This is a genomic window from Aeromicrobium sp. (assembly GCF_036675695.1).
GTDB lineage: Bacteria > Actinomycetota > Actinomycetes > Propionibacteriales > Nocardioidaceae > Aeromicrobium.
The window spans coordinates 1-18,032 of the sequence record NZ_JAKFEL010000055.1 but is presented as its reverse complement, the minus strand read 5'-3'; the positions used below and the strand labels follow the sequence as shown (position 1 = coordinate 18,032).

The 18,032-nt window shown below is 65.0% G+C and carries 14 protein-coding genes, 1 tRNA gene and 1 pseudogene; 11 read left to right on the top strand and 5 right to left on the bottom strand.

From position 1 onward, the window contains the following. Nucleotides 1–1,553 (bottom strand): annotated as a pseudogene (locus tag V6M39_RS03880) (pyruvate dehydrogenase (acetyl-transferring), homodimeric type); the annotation flags it as partial. Nucleotides 1,554–1,681: 128 nt separating this feature from the next. On the opposite strand from V6M39_RS03880, the gene V6M39_RS03875 reads away from it, so the two are divergent. The 4 genes from V6M39_RS03875 (at nucleotide 1,682) to V6M39_RS03860 (ending at nucleotide 4,180) form a co-directional block, all read left to right on the top strand. Beyond that, a complete protein-coding gene (locus V6M39_RS03875; RefSeq protein ID WP_332642361.1) occupies nucleotides 1,682–2,068 on the top strand; it encodes a DUF3052 domain-containing protein in 387 nt (128 codons plus the stop codon). A gap of 40 nt (nucleotides 2,069–2,108) precedes the next feature. Then, on the top strand, nucleotides 2,109–2,570 hold the full coding sequence (locus tag V6M39_RS03870; protein WP_332642360.1) for a peroxiredoxin: 462 nt from the start codon (nucleotides 2,109–2,111) through the stop codon (nucleotides 2,568–2,570). 141 nt (nucleotides 2,571–2,711) lie between these two features. Beyond that, a tRNA-Val gene (locus V6M39_RS03865) sits at nucleotides 2,712–2,788 on the top strand. A 267-nt stretch (nucleotides 2,789–3,055) separates the two neighbouring features. Further along, on the top strand, nucleotides 3,056–4,180 hold the full coding sequence (locus tag V6M39_RS03860; RefSeq protein WP_332642359.1) for a hypothetical protein: 1,125 nt from the start codon (nucleotides 3,056–3,058) through the stop codon (nucleotides 4,178–4,180). 26 nt (nucleotides 4,181–4,206) lie between these two features. Here V6M39_RS03860 and V6M39_RS03855 read toward each other — a convergent pair whose 3' ends face one another. Then, nucleotides 4,207–6,003 carry a YhgE/Pip family protein gene (locus V6M39_RS03855; RefSeq protein ID WP_332642358.1) on the bottom strand — a complete coding sequence of 599 codons (1,797 nt, stop codon included), beginning with the start codon at nucleotides 6,001–6,003 and terminating at the stop codon, nucleotides 4,207–4,209. Then, a complete protein-coding gene (locus tag V6M39_RS03850; RefSeq protein WP_332642357.1) occupies nucleotides 6,003–8,897 on the bottom strand; it encodes an MMPL family transporter in 2,895 nt (964 codons plus the stop codon). The genes V6M39_RS03855 and V6M39_RS03850 overlap by 1 nt, the downstream gene beginning before the upstream one ends. A 73-nt stretch (nucleotides 8,898–8,970) precedes the next feature. Between V6M39_RS03850 and V6M39_RS03845 the strand changes: the two genes are divergently transcribed. From V6M39_RS03845 to V6M39_RS03815, 7 genes are all read left to right on the top strand, one after another. Then, nucleotides 8,971–9,606 (top strand): TetR/AcrR family transcriptional regulator, encoded by a 636-nt coding sequence (locus tag V6M39_RS03845; RefSeq protein WP_332642356.1) that lies wholly within the window; start codon nucleotides 8,971–8,973, stop codon nucleotides 9,604–9,606. Next, nucleotides 9,603–10,379, top strand: coding sequence for a putative protein N(5)-glutamine methyltransferase (locus V6M39_RS03840; RefSeq protein WP_332642355.1), 777 nt, complete (start codon nucleotides 9,603–9,605; stop codon nucleotides 10,377–10,379). Before V6M39_RS03845 ends, V6M39_RS03840 begins: the two co-directional genes overlap by 4 nt. A 132-nt stretch (nucleotides 10,380–10,511) precedes the next feature. After that, nucleotides 10,512–11,555, top strand: coding sequence for a hypothetical protein (locus V6M39_RS03835; protein ID WP_332642354.1), 1,044 nt, complete (start codon nucleotides 10,512–10,514; stop codon nucleotides 11,553–11,555). A 49-nt stretch (nucleotides 11,556–11,604) separates the two neighbouring features. Further along, the gene (locus V6M39_RS03830) at nucleotides 11,605–13,701 is read left to right on the top strand and encodes a RecQ family ATP-dependent DNA helicase (protein ID WP_332642353.1); all 2,097 of its coding nucleotides are present in this window, start codon (nucleotides 11,605–11,607) and stop codon (nucleotides 13,699–13,701) included. A 22-nt stretch (nucleotides 13,702–13,723) separates the two neighbouring features. Continuing rightward, nucleotides 13,724–14,860, top strand: a complete 1,137-nt coding sequence (locus tag V6M39_RS03825; protein ID WP_332642352.1) for a Nif3-like dinuclear metal center hexameric protein — start codon at nucleotides 13,724–13,726, stop codon at nucleotides 14,858–14,860. Then, entirely contained in the window at nucleotides 14,857–15,600 is a 744-nt protein-coding gene (locus V6M39_RS03820) for a zinc ribbon domain-containing protein (RefSeq protein WP_332642351.1), read from the top strand. The genes V6M39_RS03825 and V6M39_RS03820 overlap by 4 nt, the downstream gene beginning before the upstream one ends. Further along, nucleotides 15,597–16,664: a histidine phosphatase family protein gene (locus tag V6M39_RS03815; RefSeq protein ID WP_332642350.1), complete on the top strand. Its 1,068-nt coding sequence runs from the start codon at nucleotides 15,597–15,599 to the stop codon at nucleotides 16,662–16,664. Before V6M39_RS03820 ends, V6M39_RS03815 begins: the two co-directional genes overlap by 4 nt. On the opposite strand, the gene V6M39_RS03810 is transcribed toward V6M39_RS03815, so the two are convergent. Beyond that, a complete protein-coding gene (locus V6M39_RS03810) occupies nucleotides 16,661–17,425 on the bottom strand; it encodes a YaaA family protein (protein ID WP_332642349.1) in 765 nt (254 codons plus the stop codon). The genes V6M39_RS03815 and V6M39_RS03810 overlap by 4 nt on opposite strands. A gap of 9 nt (nucleotides 17,426–17,434) precedes the next feature. Continuing rightward, nucleotides 17,435–18,032 (bottom strand): TMEM165/GDT1 family protein (locus V6M39_RS03805; protein WP_332642348.1); only part of this gene is annotated, 598 nt, incomplete at its 5' end.

Genomic DNA, 18,032 nt, shown 5'->3' with positions numbered 1-18,032 from the left:
ACGAACGCCATCGTCGTCGCGATCTGCTGCTTGCCCGAACCCTTCTTGAGCTCGTCGTACATCGAGTCTTCGGGCAGCTTCACGCTGACCGGGCTGACCACGCGCTTGGGCAGGGATCCGCCGAGAGCGTCCCGGCGGGCCTTCATGTACTGGATCTCTTCGCTGTCCTCGCCCGGGTGATAGAACGGCGCGATATCGCTCCCGTCGATCTGGTCGTCGGAGATCGGGATGTTGAGGCGGTCGCGGAAGCCCTTGAGGTCGTCCTTGGTCAGCTTCTTCATCTGGTGGGTCGCGTTGCGACCGGCGAAGGACTCGAGCAACCAGCCCTTGATGGTGTGCGCCAGGATCACGGTCGGCTGGCCGGTGTGCTTCTGCGCTGCCTCGAACGCGGCGTAGACCTTGCGGTAGTCGTGGCCACCGCGGGGGAGCCGTTCGATGTCCTCGTCCGACAGGTGCTCGACGATCTTCTGCAGGCGCGGGTCGGGGCCGAAGAAGTTCTCGCGGTTGTAGGCACCCGACTCGACCGACAGCGTCTGGAACTCGCCATCGGGTGTGCGGTTCATCTGGTTGACGAGTGTGCCGTCGGTGTCGCGGGCAAGCAGGTCGTCCCACTCGCGGCCCCATACGACCTTGATGACGTTCCAGCCGGCGCCGCGGAAGTACGACTCCAGCTCCTGGATGATCTTGCCGTTGCCGCGTACGGGCCCGTCGAGCTGCTGCAGGTTGCAGTTGATGACGAACGTGAGGTTGTCGAGCTCCTCGCGGGCGGCAACACCGATCGCGCCGAGCGACTCGACCTCGCCCATCTCGCCGTCACCGAGGAACGCCCATACGTGCTGCTGGCTGGTGTCCTTGATGCCGCGGTTGTGGAGGTAGCGGTTGAAGCGAGCCTGGTAGATCGCGTTGATCGCACCGAGACCCATCGAGACCGTGGGGAACTCCCAGTAGTCCGACATGAGACGCGGGTGCGGGTAGGACGACAAGCCCTTGCCTTCACCGTGCGAGCGCTCCTGACGGAACCGATCGAGCTGCTCCTCGTTGAGCCGTCCCTCGAGGAACGAACGCGCATAGATGCCGGGTGCCGCGTGGCCCTGGTAGTAGAGGTGGTCACCGCCGCCGGGGTGGTTCTTGCCACGGAAGAAGTGATTGAAGCCGACCTCGTACAGGCTGGCTGCCGACTGGTAGGTCGCGATGTGGCCACCGACGCCGAGGCCGGGCCGGTTGGCTCGAGAGACCATGACGGCAGCGTTCCAACGGATGTAGGAACGGATGCGGCGTTCGATCGCTTCGTTGCCGGGAAACCAGGGTTCGCGCTCGGGCGGGATCGTGTTGATGAAGTCGGTGCTGCGAAGTGCGGGCACGCCGACGTTCTGTTCGCGGGCACGTTCGAGGAGCTTGAGCATCACGTACCGGGCGCGGCTTCGACCGCCGCTGTCGATCATCTCGTCGAGCGAGCTGACCCATTCCGCAGTCTCTTCGGGGTCAATGTCAGGGAGCTGCGTCGGCAGGCCCTCGTGGATGACGGGCGGACGTTCCTGGCCGGTAGGCGACATGCTCACTCCCTTGATGTCTTGTGGACCCCTCCATCATTCCACCCTCGGTTCGCTACTGTGATACCGGCAACAGGGCAGACAAACCTACTTTTCAGTAGGTTTTCAAACGAACGTAGGGAGACATCGCGGTGGACGCGGGCAAGTTGGGCTTCGGTCCTGACACCGTCATCCAGGAGCTTGGCTGGGATGAGGACGTCGACGAGGAGCTCCGTGTCGAGATTGAGCGTCACACCGGCAACAACCTGGTCGACGGCGACGTCGGCGATGTGGTTGACGGAGTCATTCTTTGGTGGCGCGATGGGGACGGCGATCTAGTCGACGAGCTCGTCGGATCGCTACAGGACCTCGCTGAGGGCGGCTCCGTATGGCTGCTCACTCCCAAGATTGGACGGCCCGGCTACGTGCCGGGCGCCGACGTCGTGGAGGCGGCACCGATTGCGGGCCTGTCGACCACGACGACGTCCTCGGCATCTGCCGAATGGGCTGCAACTCGCCTCACCGCTCACAAGAGGTGAGCTGGAGCGACCAGCGAGATGGCCTGGCTAGGCTCGCGGCATGACTCTTTCCGTGGGTGACGTTGCACCGGACTTCACGCTCAAGAGCCAGCATGGCGAGGAGATCTCGCTGTCGTCGTTCCGCGGCATCAAGAACGTCGTGCTGGTGTTCTTCCCGTTCGCGTTCAGTGGCATCTGCACGGGCGAGCTGTGCGAGATCCGCGACAACCTGGGTGATTTCGCCGAGCTCGATGCCGAGGTGCTGGCGATCTCGTGCGATCACTTCTTCTCGAACCGGGCCTTCGCTGACCGCGACGGCTATGAGTTCTCGTTGCTCAGCGACTTCTGGCCGCATGGCGACATTTCTCGCTCGTACGGCGCGTTCAACGAGGGCGCTGGGGCCCCGAATCGCGGCACGTTCGTGATCGATCGCGAAGGTGTCTTGCGTTGGAAAGTCGTGCAAGGAATCGGCGAGCCACGGAACCTGGCTGACGTCCGCGAAATTCTTGCGGATATTTCCTGAGTTCTTGGTCAATTTGGCTGCGCAGTATGTCGTGGATGCGGTTTGATATTTCTGCTGCGGCTGCCAGGGACCCGAGACCTTGGCAGCCGCTTCATTTTCTTGATCGGCACAGGTCTGCGGTAATGTTCCGCTGGTTCCCGAGGGCGAATAGCTCAGTTGGTTAGAGCATCCGGTTTACACCCGGGAGGTCGGGGGTTCGAGTCCCTCTTCGCCCACCACAGGACAGGGCTCCCCACCTGAGTGCGAGGCGAGGAGCCCTTGGTCATTCTGGGAGCCCTGTCCTGCGGTGAATCCAAGCGAGTACTCGAGTCGGGCCCCACCACCGACCGTGCGCACGCGCGGCGAAGCCGCCACGTCGTGCGGTCTTGACGAGGGATCCCTCTTCGCCCACTCTCGACGGTTGGAACCAGCGGCTCTTCGACCGGTCTCACCGTCGAATTTCCATGTGCCAACGGGGCAGTCATGCCGTGGTCTATCTTGGGCCGGTGACTATGAAGGTCGGACCGACTCAACAGGACATCCTCAAGGACGGTCGGCACCGCACGCGGGTGGAGGCAACGTTCTCCGATGGCACAAGCCGGGACCTCACGTTCGTGACGTCAAGCGAGATCCCGTTCGTCGAGACCAACAAGGGCGACCTGTGGTTCTCGACGATGTTGATCGTGGCGATGCGCCGAGGCGAGGTCCTGGAGCTTGCGGACCCGATCTCTGATCGAGCTGCTTCGATCCAGCGGGTCCAGGACATCATGACGACCTGGTACCCGGGCCGCATGAAGCATGTTGAGGTGCACGCACCACCTGCCGAGCGGGACCGGCGCTCGTGGCGCAAGTCGCCCGAGCGGATCACAGCCTCCTGCTTCACCGGTGGTGTCGACTCTTTTCACACTCTGAGCAAGAACCAGGACCGCATCGGAGCCATCCTCTATGGCTTCGGTATCGACGTGCCGCTGCGTGAGACCGAGGCGATCGAGCGCACCACCGGATTGCTCGAGGACGTAGCGAACGAGGAGGGAATCCGACTCCTCACCGCCAGGACGACCATCCGCAAGTTCCTGCAGCCGGACACCCGCTGGGGCACCGAGGCCCACGGAGCAGCGCTCGTGAGCCTTGCGACTCTGTTTTCCCCCGTCATCGACCGGGTTCTTGTGCCGGCGACCCACAGCTACGCGACGGGCCGCAAGTGGGGCTCGCACCCCATGCTCGATGGACTGTGGTCGACCGACCGGCTCGCCGTCGAGCACGACGGTGCCGAGGCCGTACGCGCTCGCAAGATCGAGCTCATCGCCGACGATCCGGTTGCTCAACGCCACCTCCGCGTTTGCTACATGGAGTTCGCGACGATGAACTGCTGCCGCTGCTTGAAGTGCCAGCGCACCATGGCTGTGCTCGACTCGATCGACCGCTTGGACCGCTTCCCCACCTTCCACGAAAAGCTCGACCTCGAGCTGCTCGGCTCGCAGGAGTTGTACCGAGACAACTTGGTCAACCAGATCCGCGAGCTGCACAACTTCGTACGTCGCAAGCCGGGGAACGAGGAGCTCGTTGCCACCTTGGTGGGGATGCTCGAAAAAGCCGCGGTGACCCCGAAGCGGAAGAAAGTGCCCAAGTAGCTCGGCGGCCTGGCGACAAATGATGTTCAGGCGGCGCTGAGCTGCACCTGCGTCACAGTGACGGTGCGTTCACGATAGGCCGCGATCGAGGTCGCGATGAGTCCGAGGACGAGCCACACGGAGAGCGCGATGATCGGCACCGTGATGCCGGCTCCGCCGGTCTGGGCTCCACGAAGGCCGTCGATCGCCGGATTCAGCGGCGAGAGGGTGCGCACGGCGTCCAGCAGACTCGGCAGACTGCCCGCAGGCTGACTCGGATCCGACATCGAGGCCTGCACGAACAACCAAGCTGCACCGGCGAAGATGCCGCCGCGCCCGAACAGAGCCACCAGCGCCTGGACGATGGCTGTGAAGCTCCAGGCAGCGACGAAGGCGACCAACGTGAACTGGACGGGTCGCTCCACGCCGAGTCGATCGGTCAGGGCGAACACTCCGAGCAGAGCGACAACCTGGCCTCCCGCGAGCAGCAGGGCAGGAAGGTAGCCGGCGAACGTTGCGCGCCAACCGGGCAGTGCCGCCGCGAGAGCACGAGCCGCGAGTGGGGTTAGCAAGATGAAGGTGGCCAAAGCGCCAAGGAACAGCGCAACTGCCAGGACAAACGGAATGCGGGCCTGCGTCGCCGATTCGACGGCGTTGATCTTCTCGGTCTCGGCCGTCACTGGAGTCGCTACGACCTTGCTGAGCTGGGTCCGTTCGCCAGCGTTGTAGTTCGGCACCTGGTCGGCGCCGGACTCGAGACCGTCTGCGAGCTTGCCCGACCCGCCCGCGAGCAGTGTTGCGCCGGTCGAAGCCTGCGCAATTGCATCGGAGAGCTGGGGAGCCTGATCGGCGAGCGCACGCGTGCCGTCATGCAGCTGTCCGGTGCCATCGGCGAGCTCGGATGTGCCACCCTTCAGAGTTCCGATTCCTCCATCGAGCTCGGCCGTACCGCCCGCGAGCTGCTTGGCCCCGTCTCGAGCCTGAGCGACGCCGTCGCAATAGGCCTGGAACAGAATCAGCGCGGGGCATTTCGCGACGAGCTGGTCCATGCCCGAGGCGAGCTGAGCTGAGCCGCTCTTGAGCTGTGCGCTGCCGTCCTTGAGCTTGGCGACTCCGCTGTCGAGCTGCTGTGCTCCGTCGTCGAGCTGAGCCACACCGGAGTCAAGTTTCTTGGCATCACCGGGGAACGTCGCCGTCTTCTGCTTGAGCAGCGCGAGGCCATCGCTGAGCTGCTGGGCTCCGTCGTCGAGCTGGCCGGCACCATCTGCGGCCTTGTCGACGGAAGACTTGATGGTGCCGAAGCCGACATACAAGTTCTCCAGGTATGTCGTGGTGACGAAGCCGTTCAGAGTCGAGGTGGTGGCCTTTCCGACGACGCGGGCGATCTGACCGTTGAGGTAGCTCGTGGTGTCGTTCGTCTCGATGCTCAGCGTGCCCTGTTCGGGGTTCTTGCCTGCGATCGAGATGGCCGACGCCGACAGGTTCTTGGGGATCGTCAGCACGGCGCCGTATGTGCCGTCCTTCAGGCCGGCGGCCGCGTCCTTGCTGTGGGTGATGACCCAGTCGAAGTTGTCGGAGGACGTGTCGCCTGCGAGCTGGCCGGCAAGTAGACGCCCGACTGCCACAGGGCTCTCATTTCCCTTGAGGTCCTTGGTCGTCACGATCTCGTCGTTGTTGACGATGGCGGCCCGGACGGTGCTGACGTCGTCACCGGCATCGGTCAGCGTCTGAAGCAGCCCGGCCAGCAGCGGCACAACCATGACCGTCAGGAGCGCGACACGGGTGCGGCGTGCGCGTGTCAGGCGGGCGAGCTCGAACCAGGGGAGGGAGCGAGAGGTGAACATCAGTGGGCCATTTCGTGGTGGGGGAGTCTGGCGGGCAGCTCGACGACGTCGACATGCTCGACGTCGTGAGGTCCCTCGGCGGCGTACGTGACGCTGGCGATGACACTGGGGCCCTCGATGCCCGTCAGCGCGCCTACGGTCGACCAGAACAGCTGGATCTGGCTCGGGGAACGCAAGTCGTCGACGTCGGGAATGATCACGATGTCGGGGGACGACGTCAGTGTGAGCGCAACTCCCAGGGTCAGGCGCTCGAGATCTGAGAGGTACGCGACGCGGTCATTTCTGCGCAGTGGGAGAGGGTCGCCGGCACGGGCCCAGGCATACGCGTCGAACAGAGCGGAGTTGATCCCGGTGATGACCTCGTCGATGCGCGACTTCGCGATCCAGGCGCGCAGCGTGCCGACCGAGAGCTGCTGGGCTACGTGCTCGCCGACGGTCATCTGCGGGTCCAGGTCATTGATACCGGTGAACTCGGCCAGCTGGACGCGTGCGCGTACGTGGCCTGCCTCGTACGGCAGCAGGTGGTCGGCCACGCGCATCTGCCCGTCGGCGAACGGCAGACGACCGGCGAGTGTCAGCAGCAGCGCGTTCTTGACGCCGCGATCGTGGCCCGTGACGAGCATCCAGCGACCACGCTCGAGGCGCAGGTCAAGTGGAGCGCGATCGACGTCATACGGTGCGGCGAGAACAAGGTGTTCGGCCGTGAGCACGACATCGTCCCGATCGGCCGGCCAGGAAGCCTGAGTCAGGCGTGCACGCAGACCTTCGCCCTCCACGTCGACATGAGGGAGCCAGCGGTCGATCCAGGTCGGGAGCCACCAGGCGCGGGCGCCGAAGAGCTGGAGCGCGGCAGGTACGACGATCATGCGCACCAGGAAGGCGTCGACGAAGACACCGACGGCGAGGCCCAGCGCGACCGGTTTGATGGACGGGTCTCCGTCGGGCACGAAGGCGGCGAACACCGCGAACATGATGGCGGCGGCAGCCGTCACGACCCGACCGCTGGAGACGAAGCCACGCACGATCGATCCGGAAGCGTCCTGGGTGCGTGCGAACTCCTCCTTCATGCGGGAGACGAGGAAGACCTCGTAGTCCATGGCGAGTCCAAACAGGACGCCCATCAGGACGATCGGCAGGAAGCTGATGACTGGTCCGGTGTGCTCGACGTTGAGTGGGCCGCTGAGCCAGCCTTGGTTGAACACCAGCGCCACCGCGCCGAATGAGGCGCCGAGCGACAACAGGTAGCCCAACGTCGCCTTGAGTGGCACGAGAATGGACCGGAACACTGCCGCAAGCAGGAGCAGCGACAGGCCGACGACGAGGATGCCGAACGGCAGCAGAGCACTCTTGAGTCGAGACGAGATGTCGATCTGGATCGCGGTTGCTCCGGTGACCGTGGTGCGTACGCCGTGCTTCTTCTCGATCGCTGGGGACGCTGCCCGGATCCGCTCGACCAGGTCCTGGGTCTTGACATCGGAGCCGCCGGTGGTCGGAACGATCTCGATGACGGCCGTGTCGGCATTCGGGTTGGGCGTCGCCAGGATGACCGCTTCGACGCCGTCCATCTGCTCGATGTCGGCCTTGAGACCGGCGACAAGTCCGAGCGGGTCGGTGCTGTCCACGATGTTGGCCTCCACGAGCAGCGGGGCGTTGAAGCCCGGACCGAATCGTTCGGTCACGAGATCAAACGCCTTGCGCTGGGTCGTGGAGGTGGGAGCTGTGCCGTTGTCATCGAGGGCGAGAAGAAGACCTCGGGCCGGGAGAGCCATCAAGCCGAGGACGACCACGACGAGCGTGATCGTCGCAACGGGTCTGCGGGTCACAGCGCTGACCCAACGGTGGGCGAATCGAGCGCGGGCAGCTCTCTCCTCGGCGCGCGCCGTGGGGGTCAGACGGTTGCCGGCAAAGCCGATGAAAGCCGGCAAGAGAGTGAGTGCGACGAGCACCGCCACGAACACCGCGCCTCCGGCCACGACACCCATTGCCGTCAGGAACGGGATGTTGGCGACCGAGAGGCCGACCAGGGCGATCATGACCGTGGCGCCGGCGAAGATCACGGCAGATCCGGCGGTCGCAATCGCACGTGCCGTCGACTCCTCCGCGCTGACACCTTCAGAGAGCTCTTCGCGGTAGCGACTGATGATGAACAACGCGTAGTCGATGCCGACGGCTAGACCGATCATGAGCGCGAGCAACGGGGTGGCGCTCGACAGCGTCAGAACTGATGTGGCGGCGAAGGTGATGCTCATCGTGACGCCGACTCCGACCAACGCCGTGACCAAGGGGATCAAGGCGCCGCTGACGCTCCCCAAAAACAGAAGCAGCACCACAAATGTGATGGCGACGCCGACAGCCTCGGTGGGAGTGAGCTTGGGTCCGGTGTTGGTGAACGCCACCCCGCCGAACTCGGCGCTGAATCCGGCATCTCTCAGTGGTGTGGCGGTGGCCTCGAGGTCAGTGAGCATGTCGGGTGTGACGTCACCGAACCCGTCGGTGAGCTGCACCTGGGCGATGGCTGCGCGATCGTCGTTGGAGATCGAGCGGCTGATCAGCGAGCTGTACGGCGAGAGGGTGCTCTCGATGAAGTCGAGCTTGTCGATCGTCTTCAACGTGCGGGCGACATCGGCCTTCACCTCGGGATCAGAGAAGGTTGTGCCTTTGGGAGCGACCATCACGAGCTGAGCCGAAGCGCCGCTGAGCTGGGGGAACGTGCGCTCGAGGGTGTCGAGGGAGGCCTGTGACTCGGTGCCGGGGATGTCGAACGAGTTGCGGGTGCCTTCGGAGAAGGCACCCATCAGTGCACCGGAGGCGATCAGCAGCACGATCCAGAACGCCACGACCCGTCGCCGGTGTACGAACGACCAGCGGCCCAGGGAGTACAGGAGTGACGACACGCCACTCACGATACGTTTGTGTATTGGATACGTCAATGTATCCAAAAGCACCCTTCTCGGTTATCGTGACGGGATGCCAACCACTGAGATGAAGAGCACGCGACGCCGTGAGGCGACTCGCGAGCGACTCCTCGATGCGGCGCGAGACGTCTTGGCATCGAGTGGAATTCAGGGCGCGACCGTCGAGGAGATCTGCGAGCGGGCCGGCTTCACGCGGGGTGCGTTCTATTCCAACTTCGAGAGCAAAGACGACCTCGTGCTCGATCTGTTCAGGCGCGAGAAGGACCTCATGCTGGGTCGGGTGCAAGCCGCGCTCGACATCGAGCTGCGGTCGCCGGCGGAGACCGACGCAGAGACAATCCTGCGGGTGCTGGACCAGTTCCTCGGAAGCCAGCCGACCGACCGTACGTGGTTCCTGGTGCACCAGGAGTTCGTGATCCACGGTGTGCGTCAGCGCGAGATTGCCGCTGTCTATCAGGAGCTCTGGACCCAGACCCGCGCCGAGTTCGCGACGATCATCACAGGCGCCGTCGAGGCGCTCCAACGCAAGCTGGCTCTGCCTGTCGAGCAGATGACCCTGATCCTCATGGGTGTCTTCGACGAAGCAATGCGCAACGCCTTCCTGTCGACGAGCGCGGACGCCTTCGATGCCACAGAGCTTCGAGAGATGCTCCCGGCACTGCTCATGGCGGTCTCAGAGCCGCTGTGAGTCAGCCCGAGAATCACGAGATCGTTGGTCGCCTGCGCGACGCGGGATGTGTGTACGCCGAAGACGAAGCCAAGCTGCTCGTCGACGAGGCCGAGTCCGCGGACGAGCTCGAGGCGATGGTTGCGCGTCGAGTCGGTGGAGAGCCGCTCGAGTACGTGCTCGGCTGGGTTGAGTTCGCCAACCTACGGATCATCGTCGAGCCGGGCGTGTTCGTGCCGCGACGTCGTACGGAAGTGCTGGTCAACGAGGCGGGCAGGCTGGCCAGACCGGGCGCGATCGTGGTCGACCTGTGCTGCGGGGCGGGCGCGATCGGTGCTGCGCTGCTCGACACGTGCGAGGGGATCGAGCTGCATGCCGCCGACATCGATCCTGCCGCTGTCGCGTGCGCTCGCCTCAACCTCGAGCCCGATGGGCACGTGCACGAAGGTGACCTGTTCTCGGCTCTTCCTGCGGAGCTGAAGGGTCGCGTCGACATCGTCGTCGTCAATGCGCCCTACGTGCCTACTGACGCGATCGAGCTGATGCCGCCCGAAGCGCGGTTGTACGAGTCGACGGTCGCGTTGGACGGGGGAGCCGATGGCGTGGACCTGCACCGCCGCATTGCCGCTGAGGTCGGCGAGTGGCTGGTGCCTGACGGGTACGTGCTGATCGAGACGAGCCAGGAGCAGGGACCGTTGACGATCACCGCACTGGTAAACGCCGGCTTCTCGGCGTGGATGGAACGCGACGAAGAAGTCGACGGCACAGCAGTGATCGGAACACGCCCCGTCTGACCTGAATCGGTGCAATCATTCGCCATGCGACTTCGGGGGATTGCCACAGGAATAGCTGTGCTCATCTGCGCCTCGGCATGCACCTCCGGATCCGATCCCGATCAATCACAGCCCAAGCCCAAGGTCATCGCTTTGGCTGATGCGCTGACGATGAAGGTAGGCCGCGACTTTGACGTGATCACTACCTTGCCGAAAAGGATCAACGGCCAAGTCGCGTACTACCAGGGAGTGTCGCCCGACGGCATCGTGTACGGATCCACGGCCGAGGAGGACCCCGAGGCCGACCAACCTCTTGGCGGTGGGTCCACATTGATCACGACCCGCGACGACGTGTTTCTGTTTAACCCACAGACCGGCAAGGTGACTTCAATCTCGGATGGTGCTTCCCGCTCACAGCAGGTAGCAGTCCGTGGGATCGACGTGAATGATGAGTGGGTCACCTGGATCGAGGTGCAGGAGGCCTACAACGCGAGATGGACGCTCCACTCGTACGATCGCTCGACAGGGAAGGAACGGAGGCTCGGGTCTCAGAAAGATGGTGTCGAGGGAGACACGGGCATCGCCGACGGAGCAAAGATCAGCGGCAACCGAGTCCTGATATCCACGTTCGGCTTCGGCGACGAAGACGCTAAGGCGAAAAGAGCGGAGAACAGCCAGATCCTGAGTGCGCCGCTAGACGGAAGTGCACCTCTCACCGAGCTGGTCAATGGCGCCACAGGAGCCTCTGTCGATGCCGATGGCATGAGCTACGTAGATGTCGCGACCGATGCATTGACTTTCCGTGATGCGCGCTCCGGTAAGACCAAAGTTCTGAATGTCGGGAAAACGAACGTCGAAGACTACTTGGAGTGTGCGCTCTATGACGAGCGCGTCCTCATGACGTGCGAAGGATCGGGTGTCAACCGCAGCATCCGCATCAAGACAAACGACGGCAAGCCGGTGTCGTTCGGCCCCCTCGCAGACGACTTCTGGTACTTCGCTCTGGACTCTGGGTGGGCGAAGTTTGTCCTTGACCCCGACGGCCAACCGAAGATCTATGCGATCGACACCAAGCGGATGAAGCTCTTCAAGGTTGCAGATACGCAGGGAGGCTGGGACCTCATGGGTGACGACTTTGCTCTTGTTCGACCCTTCGCCGGCGCCAAGGGTGAAATCTGGCTGATCAAGCTGCGCTGACTGTGGACTGCCCGCCGACGTTGTCGGAGCGGGCTGACACAGTGGCCGTATGACCACCGCGAGCACCGAGACCGACGCCCTCGACGCGCTGCGTACGCTGACGGGTCGCGCTGACGCGGTGTTCCATGACGGTCAGCTCGAAGCGATTCGTGCTCTCGTGGACGACCACAGCAGGGCCCTTGTCGTTCAGCGCACGGGTTGGGGCAAGTCGGCGGTCTACTTCATCGCGACGCTGCTGCTGCGCCAGCGCGGTGCCGGGCCGACTCTGCTCGTGTCTCCGCTGCTGGCCCTGATGCGCGACCAGGTTGCGGCCGCCGCTCGGGCCGGCGCACGAGCCGTCGCGATCAACTCGTCCAACCCGCACGAGTGGGACGAGACGCTGGCCAAGCTGGCCGCCGATGAGGTCGACGTGCTGCTGGTCTCGCCCGAACGGCTCAACAACCCGCGTTTCCGCGATGAGCAGCTGCCCGATCTGATCGCCCGAATGGGGATGCTGGTAGTTGACGAGGCTCACTGCATCTCCGACTGGGGCCACGACTTCCGGCCCGACTACCGCCGCCTCGCCGAGCTCATCGCGGCGCTGCCTACGGACCTCCCGGTTCTCGCCACCACCGCGACGGCCAACGAGCGAGTCGTTGTCGATGTCGCCGAACAGCTCGGAGCTGCCGGTGAAGTTCTGACGATCCGTGGATCGCTCGCGCGTACGTCCCTGCGGCTCGGCGTGCTCCAGCTGTCCGACTCGCGCGCACGGCTCGGCTGGCTGCTGAGTCATCTGGGCGACATGCCGGGCAGCGGCATCATCTACACGCTCACCGTGTCGGCTGCCGAAGACACGGCCCGCCTCCTACGCGAAGCCGGTCATCAGGTGCGTGCCTACACCGGCCGTACGGACACCGACCAGCGAGAGGAGCTCGAACGACAGCTCAAGGACAACGAGCTCAAGGCGCTGGTCGCCACGAGCGCACTCGGCATGGGGTTCGACAAACCGGACCTCGGCTTCGTGATCCACCTCGGCGCTCCGTCATCGCCAGTCGCCTACTACCAACAGGTCGGCCGTGCTGGCCGCGCCACCGAGAGCGCCGACGTGCTGCTGCTCCCGGGCCGCGAAGACCCCGACATCTGGCACTACTTCGCGACCTCGTCGATGCCCAACGAGGCCCGCGCCGCCGCCGTCATCAACGCGCTCAGCGACTCACCGATCTCCACTCCAGCGCTCGAAGCGCTGGTTGACCTGCGCCGTACGCCGCTGGAGCTGCTGCTGAAGGTTCTCGACGTCGACGGCGCCGTACGCAAGGTCACCGGAGGATGGATCGCGACCGGCCAGCCGTGGAGGTACGACAAAGAACGCTACGAGCGCATCGCCGAGGCGCGCGATGCCGAGCAGAAGTCGATGGTCACCTACGAGACATCGAGCGCATGCCGCATGGAGATGCTGCAAGCTGACCTAGATGACCCGACAGCTGCGCCATGCGGCCGTTGCGACAACTGTTCGGGTGCTTGGTACCCCGCCGCCGTGGACGAGTCAGCTGCACAAGTCGCCGCTTCCTCGCTCGACAAGGTTGGCGTCGAGATCGACCCACGTGCGCTGTGGCCCACCGGCTCCCAGAACGCCAAGGGCAAGATTGCCGAGACTGAGCGAGTCGAACCAGGTCGCGCCGTCGCCCGACTCACCGATCTCGGCTGGGGCGGGACCCTGCGGGAGGTGTTCGCGGCCGGCGCTCCCGACGCGCCCATCACCGATGCCTTGCTGGGCGCCTGCGTTCGCGTGCTCAAGGACTGGGCGTGGGACGAACGACCCGCTGCGGTGGTCAACATCCCGTCGCGGTCCAAGCCACAGCTGGTCGACTCATTCGCGCGGGGTATCGCCCGGATCGGCCAGCTCCAGGACCTCGGTGCCCTCGCTCTGGTCGGCGAAGGACCACGAGGCGAGCCAGGCGGCAACAGCGCCTACCGGCTCGCCGGCGTATGGGGTGCGTTCAACGTCGGTGCCGAGCTCGCTGAACAGATCCAGGCGCTCGAGGGCAAGCCGATCCTGCTGATCGACGACCGAGTCGACAGCCGTTGGACCATGGCGGTCGCTGCGCGCGAGCTGCGCAGCAACGGAGCAGGCCAGGTCCTTCCGTTCGCACTCGCCGTGGTGGCCTGACCCGCGCAGATAGAGTTCGGGCATGCCCACCTTGCGTGAAGTAGTCGCCGTCCTCGACGGCTTGTATGACCCGCGTTGGGCCGACGACTGGGACGCCGTTGGCACCGTCACGGGTGACCCCGACGCGAACGTCTCAAAGGTGCTGTTTGCAGTCGACCCGGTCCAGGCGGTCGTCGAAGAAGCCATCGCGTGGGGGGCCGACCTGGTCGTCGTTCACCACCCGCTCTACCTCAAGGGCGTCACCTCCGTCGCAGCCACCAGCCCCAAGGGCCGCGTGATCCACGACCTCATCAAGAACGGCATCGCCCTCCATACCTGCCACACCAATGCCGACAGCCCACCTCTCGGGGTCTCTGAGTCCATGGCGTTCGCCATTGGTCTGACGGACGTCCGGCCGCTCGCCGCAGACCCTGCCGAGCCGATCGACAAATGGGTCGTCTTCGCGCCGACCGCGGACGCCGACAAGGTGGCTGCCGCGATGCATGCAGCTGGCGCTGGGCGGATCGGCGACTACGACTCGGCACAGTTCCAGTCGACCGGCGTCGGATCATTCCGTCCGCTCGATGGCGCCAACCCCGCTGTGGGCTCAGTCGGCACAGTTGAGCAGGTCGCCGAGACCCGGATCGAGATGATCGCCGACCGCCGCCTGCGCGAAACCGTACGAATGGCGATGCTCGAGGCGCATCCGTACGAAGAGGCCGCCTATGACGTTCTGGAGCTGGCTGCACGCAGTTCCGATCGCGGGCACGGACGCATCGGGACCCTTCAGTCGCCGATGACACTCGCCGACTTCGCCCAGCAGGTGACCGAGCGACTGCCGTCGCATCACAGCGCGACCCGGGTGGCCGGCGAACGCACTCGACTCATCACCACCGTGGGGCTCTGTGGCGGGTCTGGCGACTTCCTGCTTCCCGTCGCCGACGCGGCGGGCGCGGACGTGTACGTCACCTCAGACCTCAAGCATCACCCGGTCAGCGAGCACCTGGAGAACCCCGATGCGTGCGCTGTCATCGACGTTCCGCACTGGGCGGCGGAGTCGACCTGGCTCCCTGTGGCGGCCGCGGCGCTGAGCGCGCGAGTCGGGAGCCTCGACGTACGGGTCTCGGAGCTGGTGACCGATCCGTGGACCGCCCACGTGCCGGGTACGGTGTCCCTGTGAAAGCCGATCCCACAGCCCAGGCCGCCCTGCTCGACCTCCAGGCGACGGACTCGACACTCGCCCAGCTCAACCACCGCCGCAAATCCCTCCCGGAGCACGCCAAGATCGAGGAGCTGCAGGCTCGCGTCGCCCAGCTCGATGGCACCCGAATCGAGGCCGCCACCGCTGTGGACGACCTGACCCGCGATCAGCGCAAGGCAGACGCTGAGGTCGAGCTGGTCAAGACCCGCCGCGCCCGCGACGAGGAGCGCCTCGCTTCCGGAGCGATCACCAACCCCAAGGATCTCGCCAGCCTGCAGCACGAGCTGACCGCTCTTGAGCGCCGCATCACCACGCTTGAGGATGAGGAGCTTGAGGTGATGGAGGCGCTCGAAGAGGCGCAGTCCGCACTCGACGCATTTCAGATCGAGTTGTCGAACGTGCAGGCCGAGCTGGATCAGACCATCGCCGCGCGCGACGCGGCGGTAGCCGTACTCGACGAACAGATCGCCGATGCCGAGTCCGAGCGGGCTTTGAGCGCGCTGAGCGTTCCCGAGGATCTCACCAACCTCTACGACAAGGTGCGCGCGCAATACGGCGGCCTGGGTGCTGCAGCCCTTCGTGCCAAGAAGTGTGAAGGCTGTCGGCTCGAGATCAACAGCGCAGACCTGCGCGACCTGGCTGCGCTGCCCGACGACGAGGTGCTGCGCTGCCCCGAGTGCAGTCGCATCCTCATACGTACCGCCGAGTCAGGGCTGTGACAGCTCGCATCATCGTCGAGGCTGATGGCGGGTCGCGGGGCAACCCGGGACCGGCTTCGTACGGAGCCCTGATCCGCGATGCCGACACCGGCGCCGTGATCGCGCAGCGCGGCGAGACGATCGGCGTTGCCACCAACAACGTCGCCGAGTACAGCGGTCTCATCGCTGGGCTCGAGCTCGCACGGAAGCACGCGCCCGACGCTGAAGTCGAAGTACGTATGGACTCCAAGCTCGTCATCGAGCAGATGGCTGGACGTTGGAAGATCAAGCACGCTGACATGAAGCCTCTCGCCGCGAAGGCAAAGACTCTTGCTCCGGAAGGCGTCACGTGGACGTGGATTCCGCGAGAGGAGAACTCGGCGGCAGACGCTTTGGTCAACGCAGCACTCGATGGCGATCAGCCGGCGAAGGAAAAGAATCCACTCGTGGGCTGGCGTAGCGAACTCCATGGCGCACCGGTCACGATCATTCTGTTGCGCCACGGCGTCACGGAGTCGACGGAGCGCAAGCTGTTCTGCGGCAGCGGGGGAGCAGACCCCGGCCTGACGCCGACCGGTGAAGAGCAGGCTGCCCGCGCTGCCAAGTGGATCGCCACCCACGGTGGCGCCGACGCAATCGTCTCGTCGCCGTTGCAACGCACCCGTGAGACCGCGGGCTTCGTCTCCCGCGAGCTGGGGCTGGACGTTGAGCTTGAAGCTGGCCTCGCAGAGGCGGCATTCGGCGAATGGGACGGCTTCAGCTTCCCTGAGGTGATGGAGCATTGGCCGGAGGAGCTCGATCGGTGGCTCGGCTCGACTGCGGTCTCGCCACCGGGCGGCGAGCCATTTGACTCGGTGTACGAGCGGGTCGCCGCTGCTCGCGACCGGCTCCTCGAGACATACCCGGGCAAGACGGTGGTCGCGGTCAGCCACGTGACGCCGATCAAGATGATGGTGCGGCTCGCGCTGGATGCGCCGATGCCGGTGATCTACAAGATGGAGCTCGCGCCGGCGTCCATCACGACGATCAGCTGGTGGCCGGACGGCACACCTTCGCTGCGCAACTTCTCCGTCGTCCCCGACTAGATCTCGGCTACGACCACGTCGAGGCGTTGCCCCTGACGCTCGACTGTCCAGCCGAGCTCACCCAGCAGATCTTGCAACTCATCGACCGAAGCCGGATCCGCTCCAGATTTGAGCAGCGCTCGTACGATGCGCCCCTTGGTCGCCTTGTTGAAGTGGCTGACGACCTTGCGTACGCCTTGGTGCTCGTGGAGCACCCGCATCGTCACAGTGCGATCGGCCAGGTCAGCCGTCGGCTTGCCCAACGCGGCGTACATCCCGGATCGCAGGTCGATCATCAGTCCGTCCCCAGCGGCCTCGTTCAAGACACGGGGGAGTGGGGTGCGCCAGCGGCTCGCGACCGTGCCGAGTCGTGGCAATGATCCGTCGCCTGACAGCCGATACGCAGGGATGTGGTCGCTCGGTCGAACGAGACCGAACAAGGCGCTCGCGATCGCCAGCGACTCGTCGGCGCGTGCGCGCGACGCCGGATCGAGGGTCGGCAGGTCGAGCATCGAATAGAGGACGCCCGTGTAGATCTCGTCCGCGCGTGCCGTGGGCTCCTTGTCGAGACCTGCGTTGATCTCGATCGCCTCGGCTTGTGTCGGCCCCAGGCCGAGCGCCTGCATGGCGCGCTTGGGGTTGCCTGAGCACATCTTGATCAGCGTGCGGAGGAGCTGGGCTCGTACGGGCGTGAGGGTCGGGAAAGACAGCGACTCGAGCTCGAGGGGCGTACCTGCGGCGGGGCGGGTCTTGCCCTCAGAAGGCGGGAGCAGAATCAGCACCGGATGAACCTAGCCGATGAGCATCCAGACTCCGACAGCGGCGAACAGACCAGCCGACACGATGTGGACGGTACGGATGGGGAGGACTTGCAGCAGTGCGCGCCCTGCCCACACAGCAAGCACGATCGAGATCAGCATGCCGATCGTGCTGCCGATCCAGATCTGCCACCAGTGGTACTGCGTCGACAACGTCATCGTCGCGAGCATCGTCTTGTCGCCGAGCTCAGCCAGTACGAATGCCACGCCCACGACAACCACGGCGGCACCGCCCTTGGCCCGCTCGACTGGAGGTTCATCGCCCTGCAGGTTGCGCAGGGTCCAGAGGGCAAACAGGAGGAACAGGACGCCCGCTGCGATGCGTACGCCCCGCTCAGGCAGGTTGTCGCCGATGACATTGCCGACTGCAGCGGATACGAAGTTGATCAGTGCGCAGGCGATGCCCGCGCCGAGGATCACGGTGCGCGACCGGAAGCGGGTGGCAAAGGTCATCGACATGAGCTGGCTCTTGTCACCGAGCTCGGCGATGAACACCAACCCGGCGCTCAACAGGACCGCGTACACGACAAAGGCTCCTCGTCCGCCTGGACGAAGAGCCTGGGTACGAGTC